A 21,488-nucleotide genomic window follows, 5' to 3' on the forward strand; every position below is an offset into this window, starting at 1 on the left:
GTCAGGGGCATTGGTGACGGTTTCAGGCTGCTTGGCCAGCTCTTCGGTCAGGGAGGCGTCGCTCACGGAGGCGCATCCGAAAGAGAGGGCAACGATGGATAACAGGGCAATGGTTGATTTAAGTGATTTCATGGTAATAGGATTTTAATTTGAGTTATTTGTGTACTTATGGTCAAGTTCAAGAGTATGTTTTACACTCATTGTTACAATTTAATTTTGAGGTAATAAATATGTATAAAACATATCGATCCTCCAGTACATGAGTGTTTACTACACTTATTGTTACAGGATTAATCTAATTTTTAATAATTATAGCTGCCACTAAAAGATTAAAATGGATTAATAATTCAAAAAAAATCAGTTATTATTGGAGGTGAATTCAATTTCTTAGATTTTAAGGGACAGGGTATTTAGCATACCTTGTTATCTGATAACTACAGAGGTTGGAAGAATATTAATAACTAGTTGGTAGGTTTGGCACAACAAAGAGTCGATTATTCAGAATTGGTTGAAGCGCTTCAGAAAGGAAATGAAGCCAAAGCAAGTGAACTGCTCTCAGAAGTGATCCCAAGGCTGGAGGACTATCTGCAGGTTGTAATGAGTGCAGAAGTAAATGCTGCAAAAGAATGTGTACAACAGGCTTTTCTTGATGTATTTGAACAGATCAGAAAGAATAATATCAAGAACAATAAGTATATATTCAGTTATCTGATAAAATCATGCAGGCACGAGTACATACGATATGTGAAAAGGGAACATAAGTTTGAATATGATGAAGAGTCATTCAGTGAGATATACGAGCCTGAAGAGCAGTTTCAAAACCTGTTAGATAAGGAACGGCAAAGAATTCTTGAAGAATGCCTGGGAGAATTGAGAAAGAAATCCAGGGAATTTATCGAATACTTTATGGATAGGCCTGATGCCAGCACAGATGATGCTGTTGAGGAATTTGACCTGTCTAACGCAAATGTCAGGACAAAGAAGCACCGTATTCTAAGCCGATTGCACCACTGTTTTAAGCGTAAATCAAATCAGTGATCAAAAGTTTATCCTGAAACCATTAGCAGTGATCTCAAATAGATCAGCATAATAAATAGCCTCTTTGGTAATCGGGGAGTGCATCAAATATAGGATCACATCAAAAACCAGTAGAAAGCCTCCCTGTACCAAAAGTGATTTACCATAGCCTTTCAGTCTGTGTGATTGCTTCCTGATCCCTCTTTCCCAAAGCCAGGCTCCGGTTGCCATATATCCAAGATCCAAACCCGCATTAAATAGCAGGATCTTATCCAGGTTTTGCAGTTCAGAAACAGTATCAGAATAGCTTAAAACAGAAGGATCAGATTGGCCTAAATTATAAAGCGCGAAACCGGCTATTCCGAGGTTCACAAGATTCCAGCCGGCGTTCATTTGGTGAAAATATTTATTGTCATTCTCGCTCAGAAAGTAACCGGTTGAACCGGAAATCAGATTCAAAGTTGCCCAGCTTCCCAGCAAAATCATACCCTTTTTTTGCAGTTCAAAAGATTTTTGTGCGTAATTTTGAGCGTCAAATGTACCATTTTGTGCGTGTAACAGATCAGGTAAAATGACTGTAAAAAGAGCGAAAAAAATAAAAAAGGCAGTCAAAATTTTAATGTAACGCATATCAAAAACATTGGATGAGGTTAGGATAGAAAGGACTTTGATAGTAATAAAAACAACAGAATCTAACCCAGCATTCTCAACTTTGTATATTTCTGAGAAAGCTTATTGGTGAACAAGATTAATTAAATTGACTCTAAGATTTCAACAACCAATCATAACCCCAAAAGGTAGGCAACAGGTAAAATGATTAAGCTGATCACAAGCAGTATTAACCTGAATCGTGTTTTAACAAAAACAGGGTGAAACAGAAGTCCAAAGGTCAGAGGTTTTTCTTCTGTCATCCATTCATAGTAATGATGGCGATGAACGGCTCCCAAAGCCATGGTAACATGCCCGTGCAGGATGGTAAGCATAAAGGGAGCAGCGAATAATAAAGACCCGATGAACTTTAGGTTCACGTTAATGTCGAGAAGTCCACTCGCCAAATGATATGGCCACGCAAATAGCACGATCATCGGAATGGTCAATATCCAGTTAATGATCGCAATGCGCTTATAATTCGATTCATTAAGCTCAGACATAAGATCCTGCCTAAATTTGGGAAGCAATTAACATTTCAATTTCCCGATAGGGCATATCAAACATTTTAGCCAGAGATTTTTTAGTGATGTTATTCTTGTATGAATATGTTCCGTTTCTCAATGCCACATTTTCCCAAAGGCATTCTTTGATGCCACCGGCATCACCAATAGAAAGGATGTAGGGAACCAGCACATTGTTGAGTGCATAAGTGGCAGTACGGGGTACGTTAGCCGGAATATTGGGCACACAGTGGTGGATCACTTCATGTTGCGAGTACACCGGGTTGGAATGTGAGGTCTGACGGCTAGTGGCCACGCATCCACCTTGATCTATAACGGTGTCAACGACCACACTTCCGGGTTTCATGGCAGCGATCATTTCCTCGGTTACCCAGCATGGGGAGCGTTCACCCTCAGCCATGGCTGCCCCGATGATCACATCTGCAAATTTTAGTGCCGAATTTAGGTACTGATGATTTGCAACGGCTGTAATGATCCTTCGATCCAGTGCATTTTCCAGTCTGCGTAAAGCGGTGAGGTCAGTATCCATTACAAATACCTGGGCTCCGTATCCCAATGCTGTACGTGCCGCATATTCACCGGTGATACCCGCTCCCAGAATGACAACAGTAGCCGGAGGAACCCCGGAAATTCCACCAAGCATGATACCCTGCCCACCACTCATACTTTCCAGATAGTGAGCAGCGATCTGAACAGACATTGATCCGGTTATTTCGTGCATCATCCGCACAATGGGAAATTCCTTGTCCTCGCCCTGAATGTATTCATAACCGATTCCGGTAATAGACTTCTTTGCGAAAGTTTCCAGATAGTTTTTGGTTTGGCTGCCAATGTGCAAAGCCGAAATAATAGACTGATCGGGCTGTAAGTATTCAAATTCTTCTTCAATAAGTGGGGCGATCTTAAGGATCAGCTCTGATTTCCTGAACACATCCTCACTACTGTAAGCAATCTCAGCTCCTGCATCGGCATATTCCCGATCTGAAAAGTTTGCTGCTTCACCGGCACCGGTCTCAATGAAGATCTCATGCCCATTGGCTTTTAAAACGGACACTCCACCGGGTGTCAATGATACGCGGCGTTCATCGTAGGATATCTCTTTGGGCAATCCGATCTTTAGGGAAACCTGACTTTTGGAACGGATCAGGTGTTTCTCAAGTGTCTTCAATCCTATCTGTTCAGTATCAAGGGGCTTTATATCCATGAGGAGTGGGCTAAGTGTGATTTTTTCGAAGATAGGGAAATTTGTGGAAGAGTGAGAGAATCAGCATTAATATGGCACCGTAAGCATAAAATTGGTTTTGTACTTATTCCCCGATCATTTCCCTGAAATTTTCCTCATCAAGTACAGAAACTCCTAATTTTTTGGCTTTATCCAGTTTGCTGCCGGCAGATTCACCGGCCAAAACATAATCCGTATTTCCACTTACGGAAGAGGCAGTTTTGCCTCCATGTTTTTCGATCAGTTCTGTGGCTTCTTTTCTGGTGAGTGTTGGGAGGGAGCCGGTGAGTACAAATTTCTTTCCTTCAAATATGTTAGAAGCAAGCTCTTCCTCCTCGAGTTCAAATTGCAGGCCGTGTGCTTTAAGTGTATCCACGATCTGCCGGTTCTTATCGTTACGGAAGAATGAAACCACAGATTCAGCAATGCGGGGACCAATGGAATCAACCGCCTCCAGATCGGATTCAGTTACAGATTGAAGCTGTTCCATGGATTTGAAGGCTTTAGCCAGATCTTTAGCCACGGTCTTACCAACAAAACGAATACCCAGGGCATAGATCACTTTTTCATAAGGTTGCTCTTTACTTTTCTCAATCGCATCGATCAAATTTTGAGCACTTTTTTCAGCCATTCGCTCCAGATCTCTGATCTGATCTTTCTGCAGCTCATAAAGATCAGCATAGGTTTGAATAAGACCGGCAGATACCAACTGATCGACCACAGATTCTCCAAGTCCCTCAATATCCATGGCATCTCGGGAGGCGAAATGTTCTATTCGAATGCGAACCTGTGGCGGACATGTTGGATTCACACAACGCCAGGCAACTTCATCCTCATACTTGATCAACTCTGAGTCGCAGGCAGGACAATTTTCAGGGAAACGGAACGGTGGGTTCCGGTCCTCACGATCCGGGTTGACTACATTGATAACCTGAGGAATGATCTCGCCGGCTTTTTCGACCACTACGGTATCACCGATACGAATATCTTTGCGCCTGATCTCATCTTCATTATGCAGTGAGGCTCGTTTTACAGTAGTTCCGGCCAGTTCTACGGCTTCAAGTTCTGCAACTGGAGTGATGGTGCCGAGTCGGCCTACCTGCAGTGTGATATCATTGATCCTGGTGGTAGCCTGTTCCGCTTCGAATTTATAGGCAATGGCCCAACGTGGGAATTTGGAGGTAGTTCCTAACTGATCACGATAGTGGCTTTGATTCACTTTAATGACCACACCATCCGTTTCGTAAGGCAGTTTGTGCCTTAGGTCATCCCATTCCTGAATAATAGCATGAACTTCATCGATCTTTGAGCAGATGCGGTAGTGTTCGGAAACCGGTATCCCGAATTCCTGTAACAGTTCGGCCTTTTTAAATTGCGTTAGTGATTCATCCTCATTTTCGAGGATCAGATCGAATGCAAAGAAACGTATGGGGCGTTGTGCAACCGCTTTTGGATCCTGCATTTTAAGGGAACCGGCAGTGGAATTACGCGGGTTGGCGAATACATTAAGGCCTTCCTCTTCACGCCGTTCGTTTAATCGTGCAAAGGCTTCTCTTTCCATGTATGCCTCGCCACGTACCTCAACGATATCCGGGGCTTGTTCGGGTAATTCAAGCGGGATATCCTGAATCGTTTTCAAATTGTTTGTGATATCATCTCCCTGTTGACCATCCCCACGTGTGGCCCCAAGTACAAATTTTCTATTCTCATATCTGAGCCGGATGGAAGCACCGTCGAACTTTAATTCGACCATATAATCGTAGTTGTCGTGCCCGAGTATCTTTTTGACCCGGCCATCAAAATCATTCAGTTCGTCCTCATTATACGTGTTATCAAGGCTTAATAAGGGAACCGGATGTTGCACTGTTTCAAAGTTCGAAGACACTTCGCCACCAACCCGTTTAGTGGGGGAATCAGGTTCGTGCAGGTCAAATTCACTCTCAAGGGTTTGAAGCTCTTTTAGTTTTTCATCAAACTCTTTATCACTGATGAATGGAAGAGCCTCCTGGTAATAGGCCTGATTTGCTTTATTTAACAGTTCACGTAATTCCTGGACACGTGCTTTAGCTTCGCTTTTATTCATGAAATAATAGGGTACTTACTAACTAATAGCGGATGACATATTCGGTGCTGTCCGGAGCTCCAATTTCTAACGGAAATTCAGCCGGAGCTGCTTCAAGGAATCGGGGTTGATCCAGAATTGAACGTGTGATCAATACCGCATTAAAAGTCTCATCAAAGTATGATTGACGAGGGTTTTCAATAATATGTCCGTTGAACAGTAAAAGCATCCGACTGTACTGTCCATCAATCAAAAGACTATCGCGGAAGTCAAAATTAAATGCATTTCCCTGTTCCATCCAGAAAGGATTGGTTTTCCAGTTAAAATCACTGGTTACTCTCACCGGTTCCAGTTTATCAAAAGCAGCGTAAACGGTTACAGTGAGCGTATCATCAAGGCTCTGAATGGCTTGGTTAGCTGGTTGTTCAGGTTCACCGGTTTCGCTTGTGGTTGGAATTTGAGTTGGGATGGTATTTTCTGCTTCTGGTATTTGGGTTTCAGAAGGTGGAGCAGAGGGATCAATCACTTCAGTTTGAGGTTCCGGTTGTGGATCTTCGCTGAAAACCGATGAAAGGGAATCCCAATAAAAAATGGTTGCAAGAATGGCGATCACCAAAACGATAAAAAATGAGATGATCACCCATAAATTTGAATGTTTTCTGACAGAGGTGAATTTTTTCCCCATATCTGCCCAGTTAACCGAGTTGACATCCGTTGCCGGTACGGGTTTTGGTTTAGGAGGGGTATAGGCAGGTGTGGATTCCGATGGCTGTTTTGGCTTGGGTTTAGGTTCATGTTCAGAGTCTGCTGTTACCTTTGATCCAGTCTCAGAGTCTTCTTTTACCGGCTCTGCATCTTTGGAGGTATCGATCTTCTCGATATCCTGATAAACTTCATCCGGTTTTTTGGTGTCTGCCAGCAAGCTTCCGGAATAGGTTCCGGCCTCCATTTCATTTAGGGCTTGAACAACATCATCGTCTGCAAGTCCGAGTACTTTGGCATAGCTTCTAACAAAACTTCGGATGTAGGTCTTGGTTTCTCCCGAATCCGTAAAAATGGACCCATCTTCAATACTTTTCAGCGTTTGAAGAGGAATTTTAATTTCGTTTTGTATATCCTCTAAAGAGAGGTTTTGTTTTTTTCGAATGTAGGCAAGATCTTTTCCGAGAGACATAGAATCTGATTTGGGTCCTAAACAATATCTGTGAGAAGCTAAGTAATATATTGTGTTAGGAAAAGCAAACTTTTGCATTAAATGTAAAGGGGGTAAAAATGGGTGCAAAACGTTTTAAAGAAGGAATACTGGAAATCCTATTTCCCAGGGTTTGCGTGGTTTGCGGGCACAGTTTATCACCCAAAGAAAATGTGCTCTGTGTGGAATGTCTGAGCTCAAAATTCGAGGAGACGGTACCAAAAGGTTCGGTTACGTCTGATGGGATCCTTTTACCTGAAGGTATTCAGCTTCAACATGCCTTATGGACCTTTGATAAAGGCGGGTATTTACAGGAATTGCTTCACCAATTGAAGTACCATCGTATAACGGGAGTTGGGGTGGATATTGGAAGGCAGCTTGCGGTTAGTATGAAAAAGAATTCGCTCATGAGTTCATTCTTACTGGAGCCATACCAATTGTTACCGGTACCTCTTCACCCTAAAAAGAGAAGAATGAGAGGGTATAATCAGGCATATTATATAGCAAAGGGGATTGCTGAGGTTGCTGGGGGAGAGATCATATCAAAAAAAGCGGTGATCCGCATTAAGAATACTAAGACCCAAACCGGATTCTCGCTGGAAAAGCGAAGAAGGAATATTGAAAATGCCTTTAAAGTAGTCCATCCGGATTCAGTGAATGGGAAAAATATCATCATTGTGGATGATGTATTTACGACGGGGTCAACCACATTTGAATTAGCTTCTGTCATTAAAGCCTCCCATTGTGAAAAAATAGCGATCGTAACCGTTGCTCAGGCATGAAAGAGTGTGTTATTAAAGGTATATTTGATGCATGGAAAATTTTAAAAGAGGACGGAATGAGTGGCAGATGCTGGAATTACCTGATGGCATCACCACATCAGAGGGTAACTGGTATCATATAACAAGGGATGGAATTGAAAAATATGTGCCCGGATTACTCAAAGAATTCCCATTGGAAAGAATCATCAGGGAAGCGGATGCCTGGGTGAAGAGCTCAGATGGGTTAGCACTTATGCTTTATTTCTTTCTGGTGTATGCAATGGTAAACCCACTATTTGCAACCGGAATATCACTGCTGTTTTACGTTGCCTGGTACTTTAACACAAGTGTATTTGTGAATGTGACTGCAACTCCGATCGCAAAAACCCTAAATAATGATGGTTTTGTTTACACTTTGTCGGCGATCTTCCTCATAGGAATGACTTTCAATGATTTTATCTCAGGCCTTGGAATTACGATCGATTTCAGTGCCGTTTGGTACGGATTGGGGTTGTTCTTTCTTTATAAGGTAGGCTTATTGGGAATGTTGGTGAAATTCGTGATAAGTAAAACTTCGGGAAAAAAAGGCGTATCGAGACAGGACCGGATCCTGAATATGATACTCATCAGATACGGAATGAAAGTTGGCAGCCTGACGGGTAAAGTTCAGGAAATGGAAAAAGAATTGATCAGGGTTGCAAACTATCACAAAACAAAAAAGAAAAAGTAGGTCATCGCAGAATTTTTATGAGGCAGTTATTCTTTATCCGTCATGGTGAAACAGATAACAATAAAGCAGGCATCATTCAGGGAAGAAGTATTGATGCATCTATCAATGAGATAGGAAAACGGCAAGCTGAGGCTATTAAAAATGCACTCAGGCCCTACGAGATCCATCGAGTGGTAGCCAGTGGATTAAGGAGAACACATGAGACCGTTGAGCCTATTGCTTCAGAAAGAGGATTGGTAGTTGAAAAATATTCTGAGCTGGATGAGATCAACTTTGGTATTCTTGAGGGGCAATCATTTAAACAGATCAGGGGAGATGTACTCGAGGTTCATGAACAGTGGATGTCAGGAAATGTAACCTATGCTCCAAATAATGGTGAATCGCCAAAGGAAGCTTTTGACCGGGCTAATGCAAAAGTCACGGAAGTGCTCAAGACCTCTGAAAATGAAAATATTGTATTCATGATCCACGGAAGATTGACCCGAATTTTATTATCTGAGTGGCTCGGATTTGGTTTAAAGAATATGCATAAGATTGAACACCAAAATGGTGCGATCAATCATTTGAAATGGATAGATGGTTCCTTTGAAGCAGTTCAGCTAAATATGACGGATCATCTGTCTGAGCTGGTTTGATCTTCATCAATCTTTACTAATTGAACTGTCATTAATTGCTTATCTTTGCAGGCTGTAAGAACCATTTTAATCAGCTTCTTGTTTTTGATATTCGAAAGCTAAAAGAATTAAAAAAGTATGAGTGAAAAAGTAAGATCCATGTTTGCCGATATAGCCGATGATTACGATCGGATCAACAGCGTGCTTTCCTTTGGAGTGCATCATGCATGGAGAAAAAAAGCCGTTCTTGAAAGTGGTGCCCATGATGGAGATCATGTGCTGGATTGTGCAACCGGAACCGGAGATCTGGCTATCGAATTCAAGAAAACCGTGGGTGATTCCGGGTATGTTCTAGGAACCGATTTCTGTGCCCCTATGATCGAACCCGCTCCGGCTAAAGCTGAAAATGCCGGGCTGGTCATCGATTTTGAAGTGGCAGACGCGATGGATCTGCCATACGAGGATAATAAGTTTGATATCGCCAGTATCGCATTTGGCATCAGAAATGTAGATGAACCTGTTATCGCCTTAAAAGAGATGGCTCGAGTCGTAAAACCGGGTGGACGGGTTGTGGTACTGGAATTTGGTCAGCCAAGAGGATTGATGAAATTTCCTTACGAATTATATAGTCAACACATCATGCCGGCAATTGGTGGATGGTTAAGTGGCAACCGGGAGGCTTACACCTACCTGCCGAGAACCAGTGCCAAATTCCCAGCCGGTAACAAGTTTCTGGCTTTAATGGATGAATCCGGTTCTTTTGAAAGCCGTAGAGCCGTAAAGTTAACGGCCGGTATCGCATACGTTTATGTAGGAGTGGTTCAGAAATAGTATATTCCTGACCCGAATTAAAAAAACAGTTTCATGGATATAGAACAGATAAAAAAAATACTACCACATCGCTATCCATTTCTATTAGTGGACAGGGTGTTAGAGGTGGATGCAGAAAGCATTAAAGCCTATAAAAATGTATCAGCAAATGAGGAATTCTTCAACGGTCACTTTCCGGGGCAGCCGATCATGCCGGGTGTTCTTCAGGTAGAAGCCTTAGCCCAGGCCGGAGCATTAATGCTGATGTTACAATCAGAAGATCCGGAAAATACGCTGATGGTTTTTACCGGGATCAATAAGTGCAAATTCCGCAAACAAGTAGTACCCGGTGATCAGCTGATGCTTGAGGTCGAGCTTGGGAGTAAAAAACGGAATTTTGTAACCATGACCGGCAAGGCCACCGTTGATGGTAAGGTAGCGTGCGAACTTGAGGCATCTGCTGCACTGGTTCAGCGGGAGAATGTATGAGTACTCAAAAATCTCCGGAAAAACCTGCCAAAATAACGACCCAAACCGTGGTGGATATGAAGGCCAAAGGGGAGAAGATCTCCATGCTGACGGCTTACGACTTTACCATGGCTCAGATCATCGATCAAGCAGGTATTGAGATCATATTGGTTGGTGACTCAGCCAGTAATGTGATGGCCGGACACGAAACTACGGTACCCATGACACTGGATCATATGATCTATCATACCTCCTGTGTGGTGCGTGGAGTTGATCGGGCTTTGGTGATCGCTGACCTTCCATTCATGAGTTATCAGGTAACCACTAAAGAGGCTTTGATCAGTGCCGGGCGAATGATGAAAGAAGCCGGTGCTCATGCCGTCAAGCTTGAAGGCGGAAAGTATATTGTAGATACAGTCAAACGTATTGTGGATGCAGGTATTCCCGTGATGGGGCATTTAGGGTTGACCCCCCAAAGCATTTATAAGTTTGGCACCTATAAGGTAAGGGCAACTGAAACAGAAGAAGCGGATGATCTGATCCGTGATGCCAAATTGCTGGAGGAAGCAGGATGCTTTTCGCTGGTGCTTGAGAAGATTCCGGCAGATCTCGCAGCGAAAGTTTCAGCCGAGTTATCCATTCCAACTATTGGTATCGGAGCAGGCCCTTCATGCGATGGGCAAGTATTGGTGATCCACGATATGCTGGGATTGAATAAAGAATTCAATCCACGATTCTTGAGGAGATACGCAGATCTGAATTCAGTCATGACCGAGGCTGTTCAGAATTATATCAAAGATGTAAAGAGTAAGGATTTTCCAAATAAAGACGAACAATACGGCGGATGAGCGACACCAAAAGACCATTTATTTTAGTTAGTAACGATGACGGAATTTTTTCACCTGGTATTAAAGCGCTGGCTGAGGTCGCTTCAGAGTTCGGCGATGTGTACATCGTTGCTCCGGATAAGGAACAAAGTGCCGTGGGGCATTCCATTACCATTCAGGTCCCGCTGAGGTCGAGTAAATTTACAGTAGCCGGAAAGTTTGATGGGGAGGCCGTAAATGGTACCCCGGCTGACTGCGTGAAATTAGCTCACGGTCAGCTCTTAGATAGAAAACCTGATTTGGTGGTAAGTGGGATCAATCACGGAAGTAATGCCGGTATAAATATCATGTATTCGGGAACCGTGAGTGCTGCAACGGAAGGGACCATACTTGGTTATCCTTCCATAGCAGTGAGCTGTACCGACTTTAATGAGGATGCCAATCTGAATGGCTGTAAGGAAGCAGCAAGACGAGTGATCGGTTTTGTATTGAAGAATGGATTGCCCCGTGGCATTACGCTGAATGTGAATGCCCCGGCCGGAGAGTTTACCGATATAAAATGGACGCGTCAGGCTGACAGCCGTTATGTTGAGGAATACGAAGGCCGCAAAGATCCATTTGATAGAAAATATTACTGGCTAACCGGTAAGTTTGAATTACTTGACGAAGGTAAAGACTCGGATATTCATGTATTGAATAGTGGATTGGCATCGGTCACTCCGATCCATTATGACCTGACGGCTTATCGTCTTCTGGAAAATGTGGATGAGAGAAGTTTGAATGAGTGATCAGTGACCTTTTTCTGACAGGTGTCTGAGAAGATCTAACCAAAACTGCTCATAGATCTTTTGACTCTCCTTATTCATCTGTAAATGCATCTGTGAGATATGAGATAAGGGAATCGTTTTAATATGCTCCGCCCATTTGGCACTCTCAACTGATACAAAAGTATCATTGATACCTTCCCTGTCAAAGATCTGGTTATTCTGAAATTTGAGTACCGGATTAACAGAATGTTTGGTGCCTTTTCCTACGGCCGCACTGTAGGAATAATAGGAAACACCTTCCACGTCTGGGTTTTCAGGATTAAAGACTTGTGTAGTGTAATCTGCGGTGAGCTGCTCGAGGGACCCTAAGGCATCACTCTTAATTTTAGGGTAGATGTTATCCCCAAACCAATCGAACATGACACTTAATTTTTCGGTAACCAGTTCCGGTGTTTTGAGTATCAGATCAGCTAAGGGGGAACCGTGATGAGGAGTGGCGATCGTTGTAAGGCTCTCAACTTTGTCTGCTATACCGAGATTTGAAAGCGCAAAACGCATATCCAATCCTCCCATACTGTGAGAGACTACATTGACCTTTTCACACTGATAGTCATCACAAAATTCTTGAATCAATCGCACCCAATTTTCAGCACGAGTCTCGATCGTGGCGTATGGAACGATATTCGGGGCAATAGCGGCAACGCCATGACCACGAATCTGCATACAGGGATCGTGAAGTGGTCCTTTTTTGATGACTGAACCGATTGCCCCATAACCGTGGCACAGAAAAACCGGATATTTCATTTGAACCAGTTCCGGCTGGGGAAATTCCTGTAACTGAAATCGCTTAAGTAAATTATTTCGGTCAGGCATTTAGGTATTATTCAGTGGTGAGTTCATCAAGTTCGGGATCGGTAGTCAGCCTTAGGGTGCGGATCACCGTATTATTGTAGTAAACGTATATATGCATATCCCGGGAGGGAAATTTGATTATAGCCGGGACCTCCATGCGATACTTCCTCAGATCATTATGCAGGTCAACATGAAATAAGGTTTTAGAAAAAACGGATGGGACGCGTATCCGGAGTAATTTCCTGGTGAAACTGGTATCAATACGAATGGTTGAGGTGCGTACCTGATCCTGTAGAATTTGGGCATTAGACAGGTGCATGTTGATCAACGAATCAAGTTGTGCCCCCGTTTCTATTCGGTGGACGGATCTTTCAGGAGTAGAAGCCAATATGATCCCGCTTATCACACAGGAGATAAAAAGCAGGGCCGTGATGATCTTTTTACTGTTTTTTTTACTAAACATGAACCGTTGTTGGTATCTAAATTTCAGTAATTTAACTTACGCAAAATCTATAAACTTCTGTCAAAAAAGGATATGCCAATTCAGATCCGGAAAATTACCACAAAAGAACAGATTGATGAGTTTCACAGGCTCCCGAAAAAATTAAATCAGGGAAACAAGTGGTATAGACCTCCATTCAGGTTTGAAGTTGAAAATATATTCAACCCCGATAAAAATGAACGGTACCAAAGGGGAGGAGAATGTGAGCGGTTTCTGGTGTATGATGACAATGAGGTAGTGGGGCGTTTTGCAGTATTTACAGACCCCGAAAAAGACATCGTTTATGATCCAAAACTTGGTGGCATTGGGTTTATTGAAATGCAGAATGATCCTGAGGTAGCAAATGCCATCATTCAGTATGCTAAAGACTGGCATCGTGAAAGAGGCTACAGTGGATTCCGGGGACCGGTCAATTTTGGAGAAAATGACACCTTCTGGGGTGTTTTGATCGATGGTTTTAAGGATCATAATGTGTATGGTATGCTGTATCATCCCGAATATTATGAAGGTCTGATTGAACAAACCAAGCCTGATAAATTTGATGACCTTTTTATGTACCAACTGCAGATGGATCAGCCGTTACCGGAACGGTTATTGAACATTACGGATCGGTTGAAGTCTAAGGATAATGTTGAGATACGCCCTATTAACAAAAGAAATTTACTTCGGGATGGAGAGCTGATCCGAAAGGTCTATAACCGGGCATTTCATGATCAGATCATACAGGAAAGGGAGGAAGAATTTATCGGGATCAGTGAGGAAACGATCCGTCAGATGGTTAAGAAGTTAAAACCCGTATTGATGCCCGGAACCTCACCGATAGCCTTTGTGGATGGTGAACCGGCCTCATTCCTGGTAAGTGTACCCGATCTGCATGAAATATCCGCTAAAACAGGTGGGACCTTAAAATGGTGGCAACTGCCCCGCCTGATCGGATTTAAGAAAAGAGCGGTCAAATTCCGCCCGTTAGCTTTTGGAACCGATCCCCGGTACAGGGGAAGAGGATTGGAAGCTCTGGTCTTTATTGAAGGATTTAAATGGACCAAAGAACTCTATCCAAACTTAAAGGTATTGGAAGGAGGGTTTGTGAGTGAAAAGAACTGGATCATGAGGCGAAGCCTCGAAGCCCTGGGTTGCCGGATCGCTAAGACCTATCGCGTGTACAAATGGTTGTGTTAGGGGTAAAGTATGGAGTGATCAAGTGATGAAGTAGCCTACATAATTACTCTTAACTTCATCACTTTCTATCTGAATATCGTATTCAGGATCTCAATAGCGATATCTCGTTTGGTTCCTTCGAAAGGTTTGTCAGAATCTTTACTCAATAAATGAACCTTGTTAGTATCAGATTCAAAGCCGGATCCGGATTCAGACAGTGAATTAGCTACGATGTAGTCTGCATTCTTATTTTTAAGCTTTTGAGTGGCATTTTTGATCAGATCTTCCGTTTCCATAGCAAAACCGATCAGGGTTTGACTCTCTTTTTTATGCTCGCCAAGCCAAGCCAGAATATCCCGGGTCTTTTTAAGAGGGATGCTATTTTCCCCGCCTGACTTCTTGACCTTTTGGTCATAGACCCTAGCCGGAGTGAAATCAGAAACGGCCGCTGCCATGATGATGACATCAGCATTCTGATAATTCTGTACGGCTTCAAAGAGCTCGGCAGCACTGATGATCTTTTCAGCGTGTATACCATCCGGAACCGGAACAGAAAGGGGGCCGTGGATAAGGGTTACGTCAGCTCCAAGTTTCTGTGCAGCCTGTGCCATGGCAATGCCCATTTTACCGGAACTTGGGTTTGAGATGAATCGCACAGGATCGAGATGCTCTCTGGTTGGTCCTGCGGTAACGATCACTTTCTTGCCTTCCAGGGGACCTTTTATGGATCCGATGATTTCTGAAGCATTATCGAGAATTGATTCAATTTCCGGTAATCGCCCTTTGCCTTCCAGTCCGCTGGCTAAATACCCACTATCAGGTTCAAGAATGTGATAACCCTGCTGTTGTACAGTTTCTAAATTTTTGGAGACTCCCGGCGCTTCATACATTTCACCATCCATGGTAGGGCAGATGAGAATGGGACATCGGGCGGCTAAGACGGTACTTGTCAGCATATTATCGGAAATACCGTTCGCGATCTTGGCAAGGGTGTTAGCTGTACATGGTGCGATCACAAACAGATCAGCCCACTCTCCCCAATTGATATGGCGCGTCCAATCTGTGGATTCACCTTCTTCCGGGAAGATATCAACGGCTACATTATGACCGGAGAGGGAGGCAAAGGTCTCTAAACCAACAAAGCGGGTGGCCGAGGGGGTCATGGTGACACGGACTTCAGCTCCCGCTTTTTGAAATTCTCTGAGTAAAAAAGCAGCTTTATATGCTGCAATTCCTCCGGTAACACCAAGAATTATGCGTTTACCGGAGAGCATGATCAGTCTTCTTTGTCAGGGTGACGGTAGTAGATCTGATCTTCTTCCATTTCTATAATTGCCCGCTGTGTAGCGTGTGGTAATTTTTCAAAGGCTTTGGAAATATTTTCCTGTTCTTCGTTGAATGAGAACTCATCTTCTTCCTCAAATCCTTCGAAGTATTGAAGCTTTTCATCAAGCTCCAGCTTTTCCTGAGCAGCGATCTGACGGGCTCTCTTGGACAAGATCACAAGTAACTCATATTTGTTACCTGTTTTAAATTTCAGTTTCTCAATGTCTAATGTTTTGACTGCCATGGATGGTATCAGTTTTGATTCATGAATTTGACAACGGCACTCTTAACTTCCTGATAAGCCGTTTCAAGATCATCATTAATAATTACCTGATCAAAACGATCAGCGTATGTAAGTTCTTCTTTTGCACGTTCAAGCCTCAGGGAAAGGGTTTCATTGTCTTCCGTTCCCCGGTCGGTCAAACGTTGCTTCAGGATCTCAATAGAAGGTGGTTTGATGAATAAACTCAGGCATTCATCCCCATAAATTTCTTTCACATTTACGGCACCTTTTACCTCGATGTCAAGCAGAACAAAATAGCCCGAATTTAGTTTTTTATCAACCTCTGAACGCAATGTGCCATATTTCTTTCCACCGTAGAATTCCTCCCATTCAAGGAAGTCACCTGAGTTGATCTTTTTTTCGAATTCTTCGTTAGTGAGAAAGTGATAATGGACCCCATTTTGCTCACCTTCACGAGGTTGACGAGTTGTGGCAGAAACAGAGAATTTAAGATCCTCAAAATCTTCAAAAAGCATACGGGCGAGGGTAGTTTTGCCGCTTCCACTGGGTGCTACCAAAATAATGACTTTACCTTTTTGCGCCATTCTAAACTGCTGTTACTCTACGTTTTGTACTTGTTCGCGAATTTGTTCCAGGGCTTCTTTGCACTTAACTACGTACTGAGCGATCTCAGAGTTGTTTGCTTTTGAGCCTATGGTATTCAGTTCGCGATTGATCTCCTGAGTTAAGAAATTCAACTGCCTGCCCGCCGGTTCGGGTTGCTCAACCGCTTCCTTGAAAAACTTGAGGTGTGACCTTAGTCTGACGATCTCTTCAGTTACATCCATTTTGTCGACCAGAATAGCCACTTCCATCTCCAGCCTTTCAGGATCGATCTTATCCTCGTCAATCAGGTTGTTTATCCGTTCCAGGAGCTTTTCACGGGTTTCATCAGCCCGGCCATTGGTTTCTTTGGTAATGATCTTGATGTTTTCGTCAATGAAATCAATGCGGTCGATCAGGTCTTTTTTAAGCTGATCGCCTTCTTGCGTGCGCATTTTAAGCAGTGAGCTTACGGCTTCTTTCAGGGCTTTAACCGTGACTTTCCATTTTTCTTCGAGGATCTCTTCATCTTCCTCTTTGTTAATGAAGACATCATTGAATTGGGTGATATCCCTGATGGTGATCGGTTCATCAATTCCCGCAGCTTCTATGAGTTCCCTGAGAATGTTCGAATATCCTACCACTTTATTGGTATCTACCGCAATGGAAGGTCCGGCAGAATCCGCTTCCGATACATTTACGGTGATGTTGAGTTTACCGCGGTTGATGGATTTTTGAACCAATTCTTTGACTTCCAGCTCTTTGTCCTGAAGGCGTTGAGGCAGTCGGGTACTGACGTCAAGGTATCGGCTGTTCAGTGATTTGATTTCTACGGTTGCTGTGATCCCATTTTCCGTGGTTTCACCGCGACCGAAACCGGTCATTGATATGATCATTTATTCAAAACTGATGAAAATTGAGCGAGAAAATACAAAAGTAAACAGGGGATAAGAAATGGCAATCGGTAAATATTAAGCATCCTCGGTTTTCTCGAGGCTCACCGCATTCATGCAATAACGTAATCCGCTAGGTTCTGGGCCGTCCGGAAATACATGCCCAAGGTGGGCATCGCAAACATTACACAAGGCTTCGATACGGACCATCCCGTGAGAGGTGTCCATTTCATATTTAACGGCATCTTCTTTGATCGGCTGGGTAAAGGAAGGCCATCCCGAACCACTTTCGAATTTCTCTCCGGCATCAAAAAGTTCCGTACCACAACATACGCATGAGTAAATACCGGGATCGAATTTGAAGCACATATCGCTGGAACCCGGGCGTTCTGTACCTTTTAATCGGGTGATGGCATATTGCTCATCAGTGAGTTCCTTCTTCCATTCCTCAGCGGACTTTTCCACTCTGCATTCGGGTACAGGATTACCACTTTTGGCGAATTCTTTAAGATCTTTCCAAGTCAACATTTATCTGTACTTCGGTTTAAGTTGTAGTGTTTCAACACGCTACTATAATGTCGCGTTCTTTTGCCTGAGATAATTTACTTAAGCAGATCAAATATCTTATTGGCAAAAGCCTGAGCTGCTTCCGGCGTACGTCCTTCTGAATAAATACGGATAATGGGCTCCGTATTTGATTTTCGAAGATGCACCCAGCCTTCTGCAAAGTCGATCTTTACACCATCAATGGTATTTGGCTCCAGGCTTGAAAAATGCTCTTTAACCATTTCAAGAACATCATCAGCATCCTTACCCAAATCGTTTAGCTGGATCTTATTTTTGCTCATATAATAGTCAGGCAGGGTAGAGCGGTATTCAGAAGAACTCATTCCCTTTTCAGCCAATAATTGAAGTACCATGGCAACACCGACCAATGCATCCCGGCCGTAATGAAGGTCCGGACAGATCACTCCTCCATTGCCTTCTCCGCCGATCACAGCATCGTGCTCCTGCATGACTTTCACCACATTGATCTCCCCAACAGCTGATCGATAGCATTTTTCACCATGTTCACGAGCTACATCATCTGATACCCGGGAAGAGGAAAGATTTGTGGCACATGCACCGGGTTTATTGGAAAGAATAAAATCGAAAGCGGTTGCCTGAGTGTATTCTTCACCAAATAATTTTCCGGTATCATCTACCAGTGCGAGTCGGTCTCCATCCGGGTCTGTGACCACACCAAGATCAACGTTCTTTTCCTTGACCAGGCCGCAGATCTCAGTTAGATGTTCGGGCAGTGGTTCAGGGTTGTGTGGGAATAGTCCATTTGGGGTACAGTGGATCTTATGTACGGTGTTTACCCCCAGGCGTTCCAAAAGTCTGGGAATAGCTTCAGATCCGGCTCCGTTCACGGCATCCACAGCTACAGAAAAATTCTTTGCAGCGATCTCTTCTTTTTTGATGTATGGCAGTTCCAGGATCTTGTCAATGTGATCATCCAGCAGATCGTGGTCTTCAGTTATTTTTCCGATCCTATCATAGGGTCTATAATCAAATTCACCTGACTCTGCGATCTCGATCACTTGGTTACCCTGATCGGCATCCAGGAATTCACTTTTTTCATTCAACAATTTCAAAGCGTTCCATTCAGCCGGATTATGACTGGCTGATATGATGATGCCACCGGCGGCTTTATGTTTTAGAACTCCCATGGCAACGGTTGGTGTGGGAACAATGCCCACTTTTACCACATCACAACCCACACTGGCAAGGGTTGCTGAGACGATATCTTCACATATTTTTCCAGTCACTCTGGAATCTCGTCCAACCACTACGGTTCCACCATTGAGCCAGGTACCATAGGCTGCAGTAAATTTTGAAAGATTTTGAGGGGTAAGGTCTGTTCCGAAAATGCCCCGAATACCCGAGACGGAAATCATTAATGCCATAAAATGAGTGTGTTAATAGTATTGAAAATTTAATGTAGGGAGGATGTAATTATTTAGATCGTTCCGGTATCCAGGGAGTTTCCTCATCTCCCGCTTCTTTATTTTCGAAGCGTGCAAGCACGAAAAGAAAATCAGAAAGCCTGTTGATATACATAATGGCGACTTCAGAGATCTCTTCTTCGTGCCGGCATTCAACCGTGATACGTTCAGCCCGCCTGCAAATAGTGCGTGCAAAATGCAGTGTGGCTCCGGCTTGGGCGCCTCCAGGCAGGATAAAGTTTTTAAGCGGTTCGAGCTCTTCCTCCATTTCATCGATGGCTTTTTCCAGGTACTCCACCTCATTGTGACTGATCCGGTTGATCCGGACATCTTTGGAGGCGGGTGTGGCAAGGTCTGCCCCTAACACAAATAATTGTTGCTGTACGGTTTCAATAAATTGAACCCCTTTATCTGATAAGCCAAAGGACGAGGCCATCCCCAAAAGGGAATTTAATTCATCTACGGTTCCGTAAGCATCAATGCGCTTGGAGCTTTTAGAAACCCGTTGCCCCCCAAAGAGGGAGGTATTACCGCTGTCGCCTTTTTTGGTGTATATTTTCATGATCTGCAATTTTGATGAAAAATAAGGGTTTGCAAACTAAGCTGCATTTTTGTGGTATCGTTTCAAATACTCACTATAAATTTGGAAGGTACAAATGATCAAACCCTGATGTAATCTTCCTGTTTCGTATCAAAATGGATCTGTAGATGTTCCATACCACGGATGGACTTCTCAAACAATTTGGTATTTGGTGTGGGGCATGCCACATTTAGTTTTACCTTTTCAAGGTATTCTGATCCAACCACTTTGAGGTTAAAGTCGTTGATCAGTTTTTGAATGGTATTTTCTTCGGGATACGGGTACATGATCTCATACATTTGAACCGGTTTGATCGTCAAAAGTTCAGCCATTTCTAAACATAATTCGGCCCCGCGACCGTAAGCCTCAATGAGACCTGACTTACCTAGTTTAGTGCCACCATAGTAACGTACGACCACTATTCCGGCATTTACCACTTCAAAAGACCTTAACTGATTCAAAATTGGAAGTCCGGCTGTTCCGGAAGGTTCCCCGTCATCCGAACTGAATTCTTTGGGTTGAGCCGGATTCAATCGCCACCCCCAGCAATGATGAGTGGCGTCGGGATATTTAGATCTTAGCCCATCAAGTTCATTTTGAAAATCCTCTTCCGTCTCAATTGGGAAAAGATATCCCATAAACTTAGAGCCACGCTCTCTGAAGGAAGATTCGTATGTTTTATTAATGGTTTTCAATAGTGTGGATTTGATGCTCCCAAAGGTAATGGTCCAACGACCTAAATTCATTTCAAATCTTTTTCAAATTTATCCGGAAATTCTGAGGTGGAGAATGATATAACATGTAAATGATCTCTGTAGGTCACTGAGGTAAAACTCGTTCCCGTATTTAGACCTATTCTGCCTTGTTATTCAAAGAGGAAAAAGCGATTTTCTCAGCGCAGTTTAGCTTTTTAATGAAGTTTCAAAAATTTTTGAAACCTTGAAAAGTCATTTACTGTTGATTATCACAAATTGAAAATATCTAAGTAATAATTTCATGCCTTCATTTACTAAAGCACTGAATTCTCAGGTAGGCCGGAAAATTATGACTGGGATCACCGGTATTGGTCTTATGTTATTTCTGGTCGGTCACCTGGTAGGTAACCTCTCGATCTTTGGAGAGGAAAACGCGTTTAACCTCTACACCCACACCCTCGAAAGTTTAGGACCTCTGCTTTATGTGATCGAGGCCGCTTTAGCTTTCTTCTTCCTGTATCATGCCATTTTAGGTATCTCCATCTGGAGACAGCGAAAAAAAGCCCGCCCTGAAGGTTACAATACGTATAAGACCAAAGGCGGTCCAAGCCATCAAACCCTTGCTTCAAAAAGTATGATCATTTCTGGAGCTATCATTTTGATCTTCCTGGTACTCCACATCTGGCATTTCAAGTTTGGTCCAACTTACATGACCACTATTGATGGGACTCAAATGAGAGACCTGAAGAAATTGGTTATTGAAGAATTCAATAAGCCTTTAGTATCACTGAGCTACATTGCTGTACTGGCGATCACCATTTTGCATTTGTCTCACGGTGCATGGAGTGCCTTTACTTCACTTGGAATGAAGCATGGTGAAACATCCAAAAAGGTTCAAGTAGGAGCATACATCTTTGCAATTGTATTAATGCTCGGATTTATTTCCATTCCGCTATACATTCTGGTAAGCGGGTCAGTTTGAGCCAACAGGACATAAAGAGAATTACGAATATAGATTTAGCA

At 43.2% G+C, this 21,488-nt stretch carries 25 protein-coding genes; 10 read left to right on the top strand and 15 right to left on the bottom strand.

Translation table 11 applies throughout. The annotated features are described in order from the left end of the window. The first annotated feature begins 474 nt into the window (after positions 1-474). The gene (locus tag C3B73_RS10000; protein WP_103665831.1) at positions 475-1,038 is read left to right on the top strand and encodes an RNA polymerase sigma factor; all 564 of its coding nucleotides are present in this window, start codon (positions 475-477) and stop codon (positions 1,036-1,038) included. Here C3B73_RS10000 and C3B73_RS10005 read toward each other — a convergent pair whose 3' ends face one another. From C3B73_RS10005 to C3B73_RS10025, 5 genes are all read right to left on the bottom strand, one after another. Beyond that, positions 1,039-1,647, bottom strand: a complete 609-nt coding sequence (locus tag C3B73_RS10005; RefSeq protein WP_103665466.1) for a DUF6992 family protein — start codon at positions 1,645-1,647, stop codon at positions 1,039-1,041. It abuts the gene before it with no gap. Between the two features lie 152 nt (positions 1,648-1,799). Further along, entirely contained in the window at positions 1,800-2,168 is a 369-nt protein-coding gene (locus tag C3B73_RS10010; RefSeq protein ID WP_103665467.1) for a hypothetical protein, read from the bottom strand. 10 nt (positions 2,169-2,178) lie between these two features. After that, positions 2,179-3,393: an alanine dehydrogenase gene (locus tag C3B73_RS10015; RefSeq protein ID WP_103665468.1), complete on the bottom strand. Its 1,215-nt coding sequence runs from the start codon at positions 3,391-3,393 to the stop codon at positions 2,179-2,181. 103 nt (positions 3,394-3,496) lie between these two features. Continuing rightward, entirely contained in the window at positions 3,497-5,494 is a 1,998-nt protein-coding gene (gene ligA / locus C3B73_RS10020; protein ID WP_103665469.1) for an NAD-dependent DNA ligase LigA, read from the bottom strand. A 22-nt stretch (positions 5,495-5,516) separates the two neighbouring features. After that, positions 5,517-6,647, bottom strand: coding sequence for a helix-turn-helix domain-containing protein (locus tag C3B73_RS10025; protein ID WP_157939473.1), 1,131 nt, complete (start codon positions 6,645-6,647; stop codon positions 5,517-5,519). Between the two features lie 98 nt (positions 6,648-6,745). On the opposite strand from C3B73_RS10025, the gene C3B73_RS10030 reads away from it, so the two are divergent. The 7 genes from C3B73_RS10030 (at position 6,746) to surE (ending at position 11,663) form a co-directional block, all read left to right on the top strand. Further along, positions 6,746-7,447: a ComF family protein gene (locus tag C3B73_RS10030; protein WP_232803134.1), complete on the top strand. Its 702-nt coding sequence runs from the start codon at positions 6,746-6,748 to the stop codon at positions 7,445-7,447. A gap of 31 nt (positions 7,448-7,478) precedes the next feature. Continuing rightward, positions 7,479-8,156 (top strand): hypothetical protein, encoded by a 678-nt coding sequence (locus C3B73_RS10035; RefSeq protein ID WP_103665471.1) that lies wholly within the window; start codon positions 7,479-7,481, stop codon positions 8,154-8,156. A gap of 17 nt (positions 8,157-8,173) precedes the next feature. Continuing rightward, entirely contained in the window at positions 8,174-8,791 is a 618-nt protein-coding gene (locus tag C3B73_RS10040; protein ID WP_103665472.1) for a histidine phosphatase family protein, read from the top strand. Positions 8,792-8,908: 117 nt separating this feature from the next. After that, positions 8,909-9,601, top strand: coding sequence for a bifunctional demethylmenaquinone methyltransferase/2-methoxy-6-polyprenyl-1,4-benzoquinol methylase UbiE (ubiE, locus tag C3B73_RS10045; RefSeq protein ID WP_103665473.1), 693 nt, complete (start codon positions 8,909-8,911; stop codon positions 9,599-9,601). 33 nt (positions 9,602-9,634) lie between these two features. Further along, positions 9,635-10,069, top strand: a complete 435-nt coding sequence (fabZ, locus tag C3B73_RS10050; RefSeq protein WP_103665474.1) for a 3-hydroxyacyl-ACP dehydratase FabZ — start codon at positions 9,635-9,637, stop codon at positions 10,067-10,069. Beyond that, positions 10,066-10,896, top strand: a complete 831-nt coding sequence (panB, locus tag C3B73_RS10055) for a 3-methyl-2-oxobutanoate hydroxymethyltransferase (RefSeq protein WP_103665475.1) — start codon at positions 10,066-10,068, stop codon at positions 10,894-10,896. Before fabZ ends, panB begins: the two co-directional genes overlap by 4 nt. Further along, positions 10,893-11,663 (top strand): 5'/3'-nucleotidase SurE, encoded by a 771-nt coding sequence (surE, locus tag C3B73_RS10060; RefSeq protein ID WP_103665476.1) that lies wholly within the window; start codon positions 10,893-10,895, stop codon positions 11,661-11,663. Before panB ends, surE begins: the two co-directional genes overlap by 4 nt. Here the strand turns inward: surE and C3B73_RS10065 are convergent, their stop codons facing one another. Then, entirely contained in the window at positions 11,664-12,515 is an 852-nt protein-coding gene (locus C3B73_RS10065) for a PGAP1-like alpha/beta domain-containing protein (protein ID WP_103665477.1), read from the bottom strand. Positions 12,516-12,522: 7 nt separating this feature from the next. After that, positions 12,523-12,957, bottom strand: coding sequence for a hypothetical protein (locus tag C3B73_RS10070; protein WP_103665478.1), 435 nt, complete (start codon positions 12,955-12,957; stop codon positions 12,523-12,525). Between the two features lie 72 nt (positions 12,958-13,029). On the opposite strand from C3B73_RS10070, the gene C3B73_RS10075 reads away from it, so the two are divergent. Next, positions 13,030-14,175: a hypothetical protein gene (locus C3B73_RS10075; protein ID WP_103665479.1), complete on the top strand. Its 1,146-nt coding sequence runs from the start codon at positions 13,030-13,032 to the stop codon at positions 14,173-14,175. Positions 14,176-14,240: 65 nt separating this feature from the next. Here the strand turns inward: C3B73_RS10075 and coaBC are convergent, their stop codons facing one another. The 8 genes from coaBC to C3B73_RS10115 all read right to left on the bottom strand — a co-directional run bounded on the left by coaBC (position 14,241) and on the right by C3B73_RS10115 (position 20,516). Beyond that, entirely contained in the window at positions 14,241-15,428 is a 1,188-nt protein-coding gene (gene coaBC, locus C3B73_RS10080) for a bifunctional phosphopantothenoylcysteine decarboxylase/phosphopantothenate--cysteine ligase CoaBC (RefSeq protein WP_103665480.1), read from the bottom strand. Positions 15,429-15,430: 2 nt separating this feature from the next. After that, complete coding sequence (locus tag C3B73_RS10085) at positions 15,431-15,724, bottom strand: DNA-directed RNA polymerase subunit omega (RefSeq protein ID WP_103665481.1); 294 nt, start codon at positions 15,722-15,724, stop codon at positions 15,431-15,433. A gap of 8 nt (positions 15,725-15,732) precedes the next feature. Continuing rightward, a complete protein-coding gene (gene gmk / locus C3B73_RS10090) occupies positions 15,733-16,308 on the bottom strand; it encodes a guanylate kinase (RefSeq protein WP_103665482.1) in 576 nt (191 codons plus the stop codon). Positions 16,309-16,320: 12 nt separating this feature from the next. Further along, positions 16,321-17,202: a YicC/YloC family endoribonuclease gene (locus C3B73_RS10095; RefSeq protein ID WP_232803135.1), complete on the bottom strand. Its 882-nt coding sequence runs from the start codon at positions 17,200-17,202 to the stop codon at positions 16,321-16,323. Between the two features lie 75 nt (positions 17,203-17,277). Next, the gene (gene msrB / locus C3B73_RS10100; protein ID WP_103665484.1) at positions 17,278-17,727 is read right to left on the bottom strand and encodes a peptide-methionine (R)-S-oxide reductase MsrB; all 450 of its coding nucleotides are present in this window, start codon (positions 17,725-17,727) and stop codon (positions 17,278-17,280) included. A 74-nt stretch (positions 17,728-17,801) separates the two neighbouring features. Beyond that, complete coding sequence (gene glmM / locus C3B73_RS10105; RefSeq protein ID WP_103665485.1) at positions 17,802-19,151, bottom strand: phosphoglucosamine mutase; 1,350 nt, start codon at positions 19,149-19,151, stop codon at positions 17,802-17,804. Positions 19,152-19,200: 49 nt separating this feature from the next. Continuing rightward, complete coding sequence (locus C3B73_RS10110) at positions 19,201-19,752, bottom strand: cob(I)yrinic acid a,c-diamide adenosyltransferase (protein ID WP_103665833.1); 552 nt, start codon at positions 19,750-19,752, stop codon at positions 19,201-19,203. A 98-nt stretch (positions 19,753-19,850) separates the two neighbouring features. Then, positions 19,851-20,516 (bottom strand): IMPACT family protein, encoded by a 666-nt coding sequence (locus C3B73_RS10115; RefSeq protein ID WP_103665486.1) that lies wholly within the window; start codon positions 20,514-20,516, stop codon positions 19,851-19,853. Between the two features lie 250 nt (positions 20,517-20,766). On the opposite strand from C3B73_RS10115, the gene C3B73_RS10120 reads away from it, so the two are divergent. Next, positions 20,767-21,447 carry a succinate dehydrogenase cytochrome b subunit gene (locus C3B73_RS10120; protein WP_103665487.1) on the top strand — a complete coding sequence of 227 codons (681 nt, stop codon included), beginning with the start codon at positions 20,767-20,769 and terminating at the stop codon, positions 21,445-21,447. The last annotated feature ends 41 nt before the right edge of the window (positions 21,448-21,488 follow it).

The organism is Gracilimonas amylolytica (assembly GCF_002911695.1).
GTDB lineage: Bacteria > Bacteroidota > Rhodothermia > Balneolales > Balneolaceae > Gracilimonas > Gracilimonas amylolytica.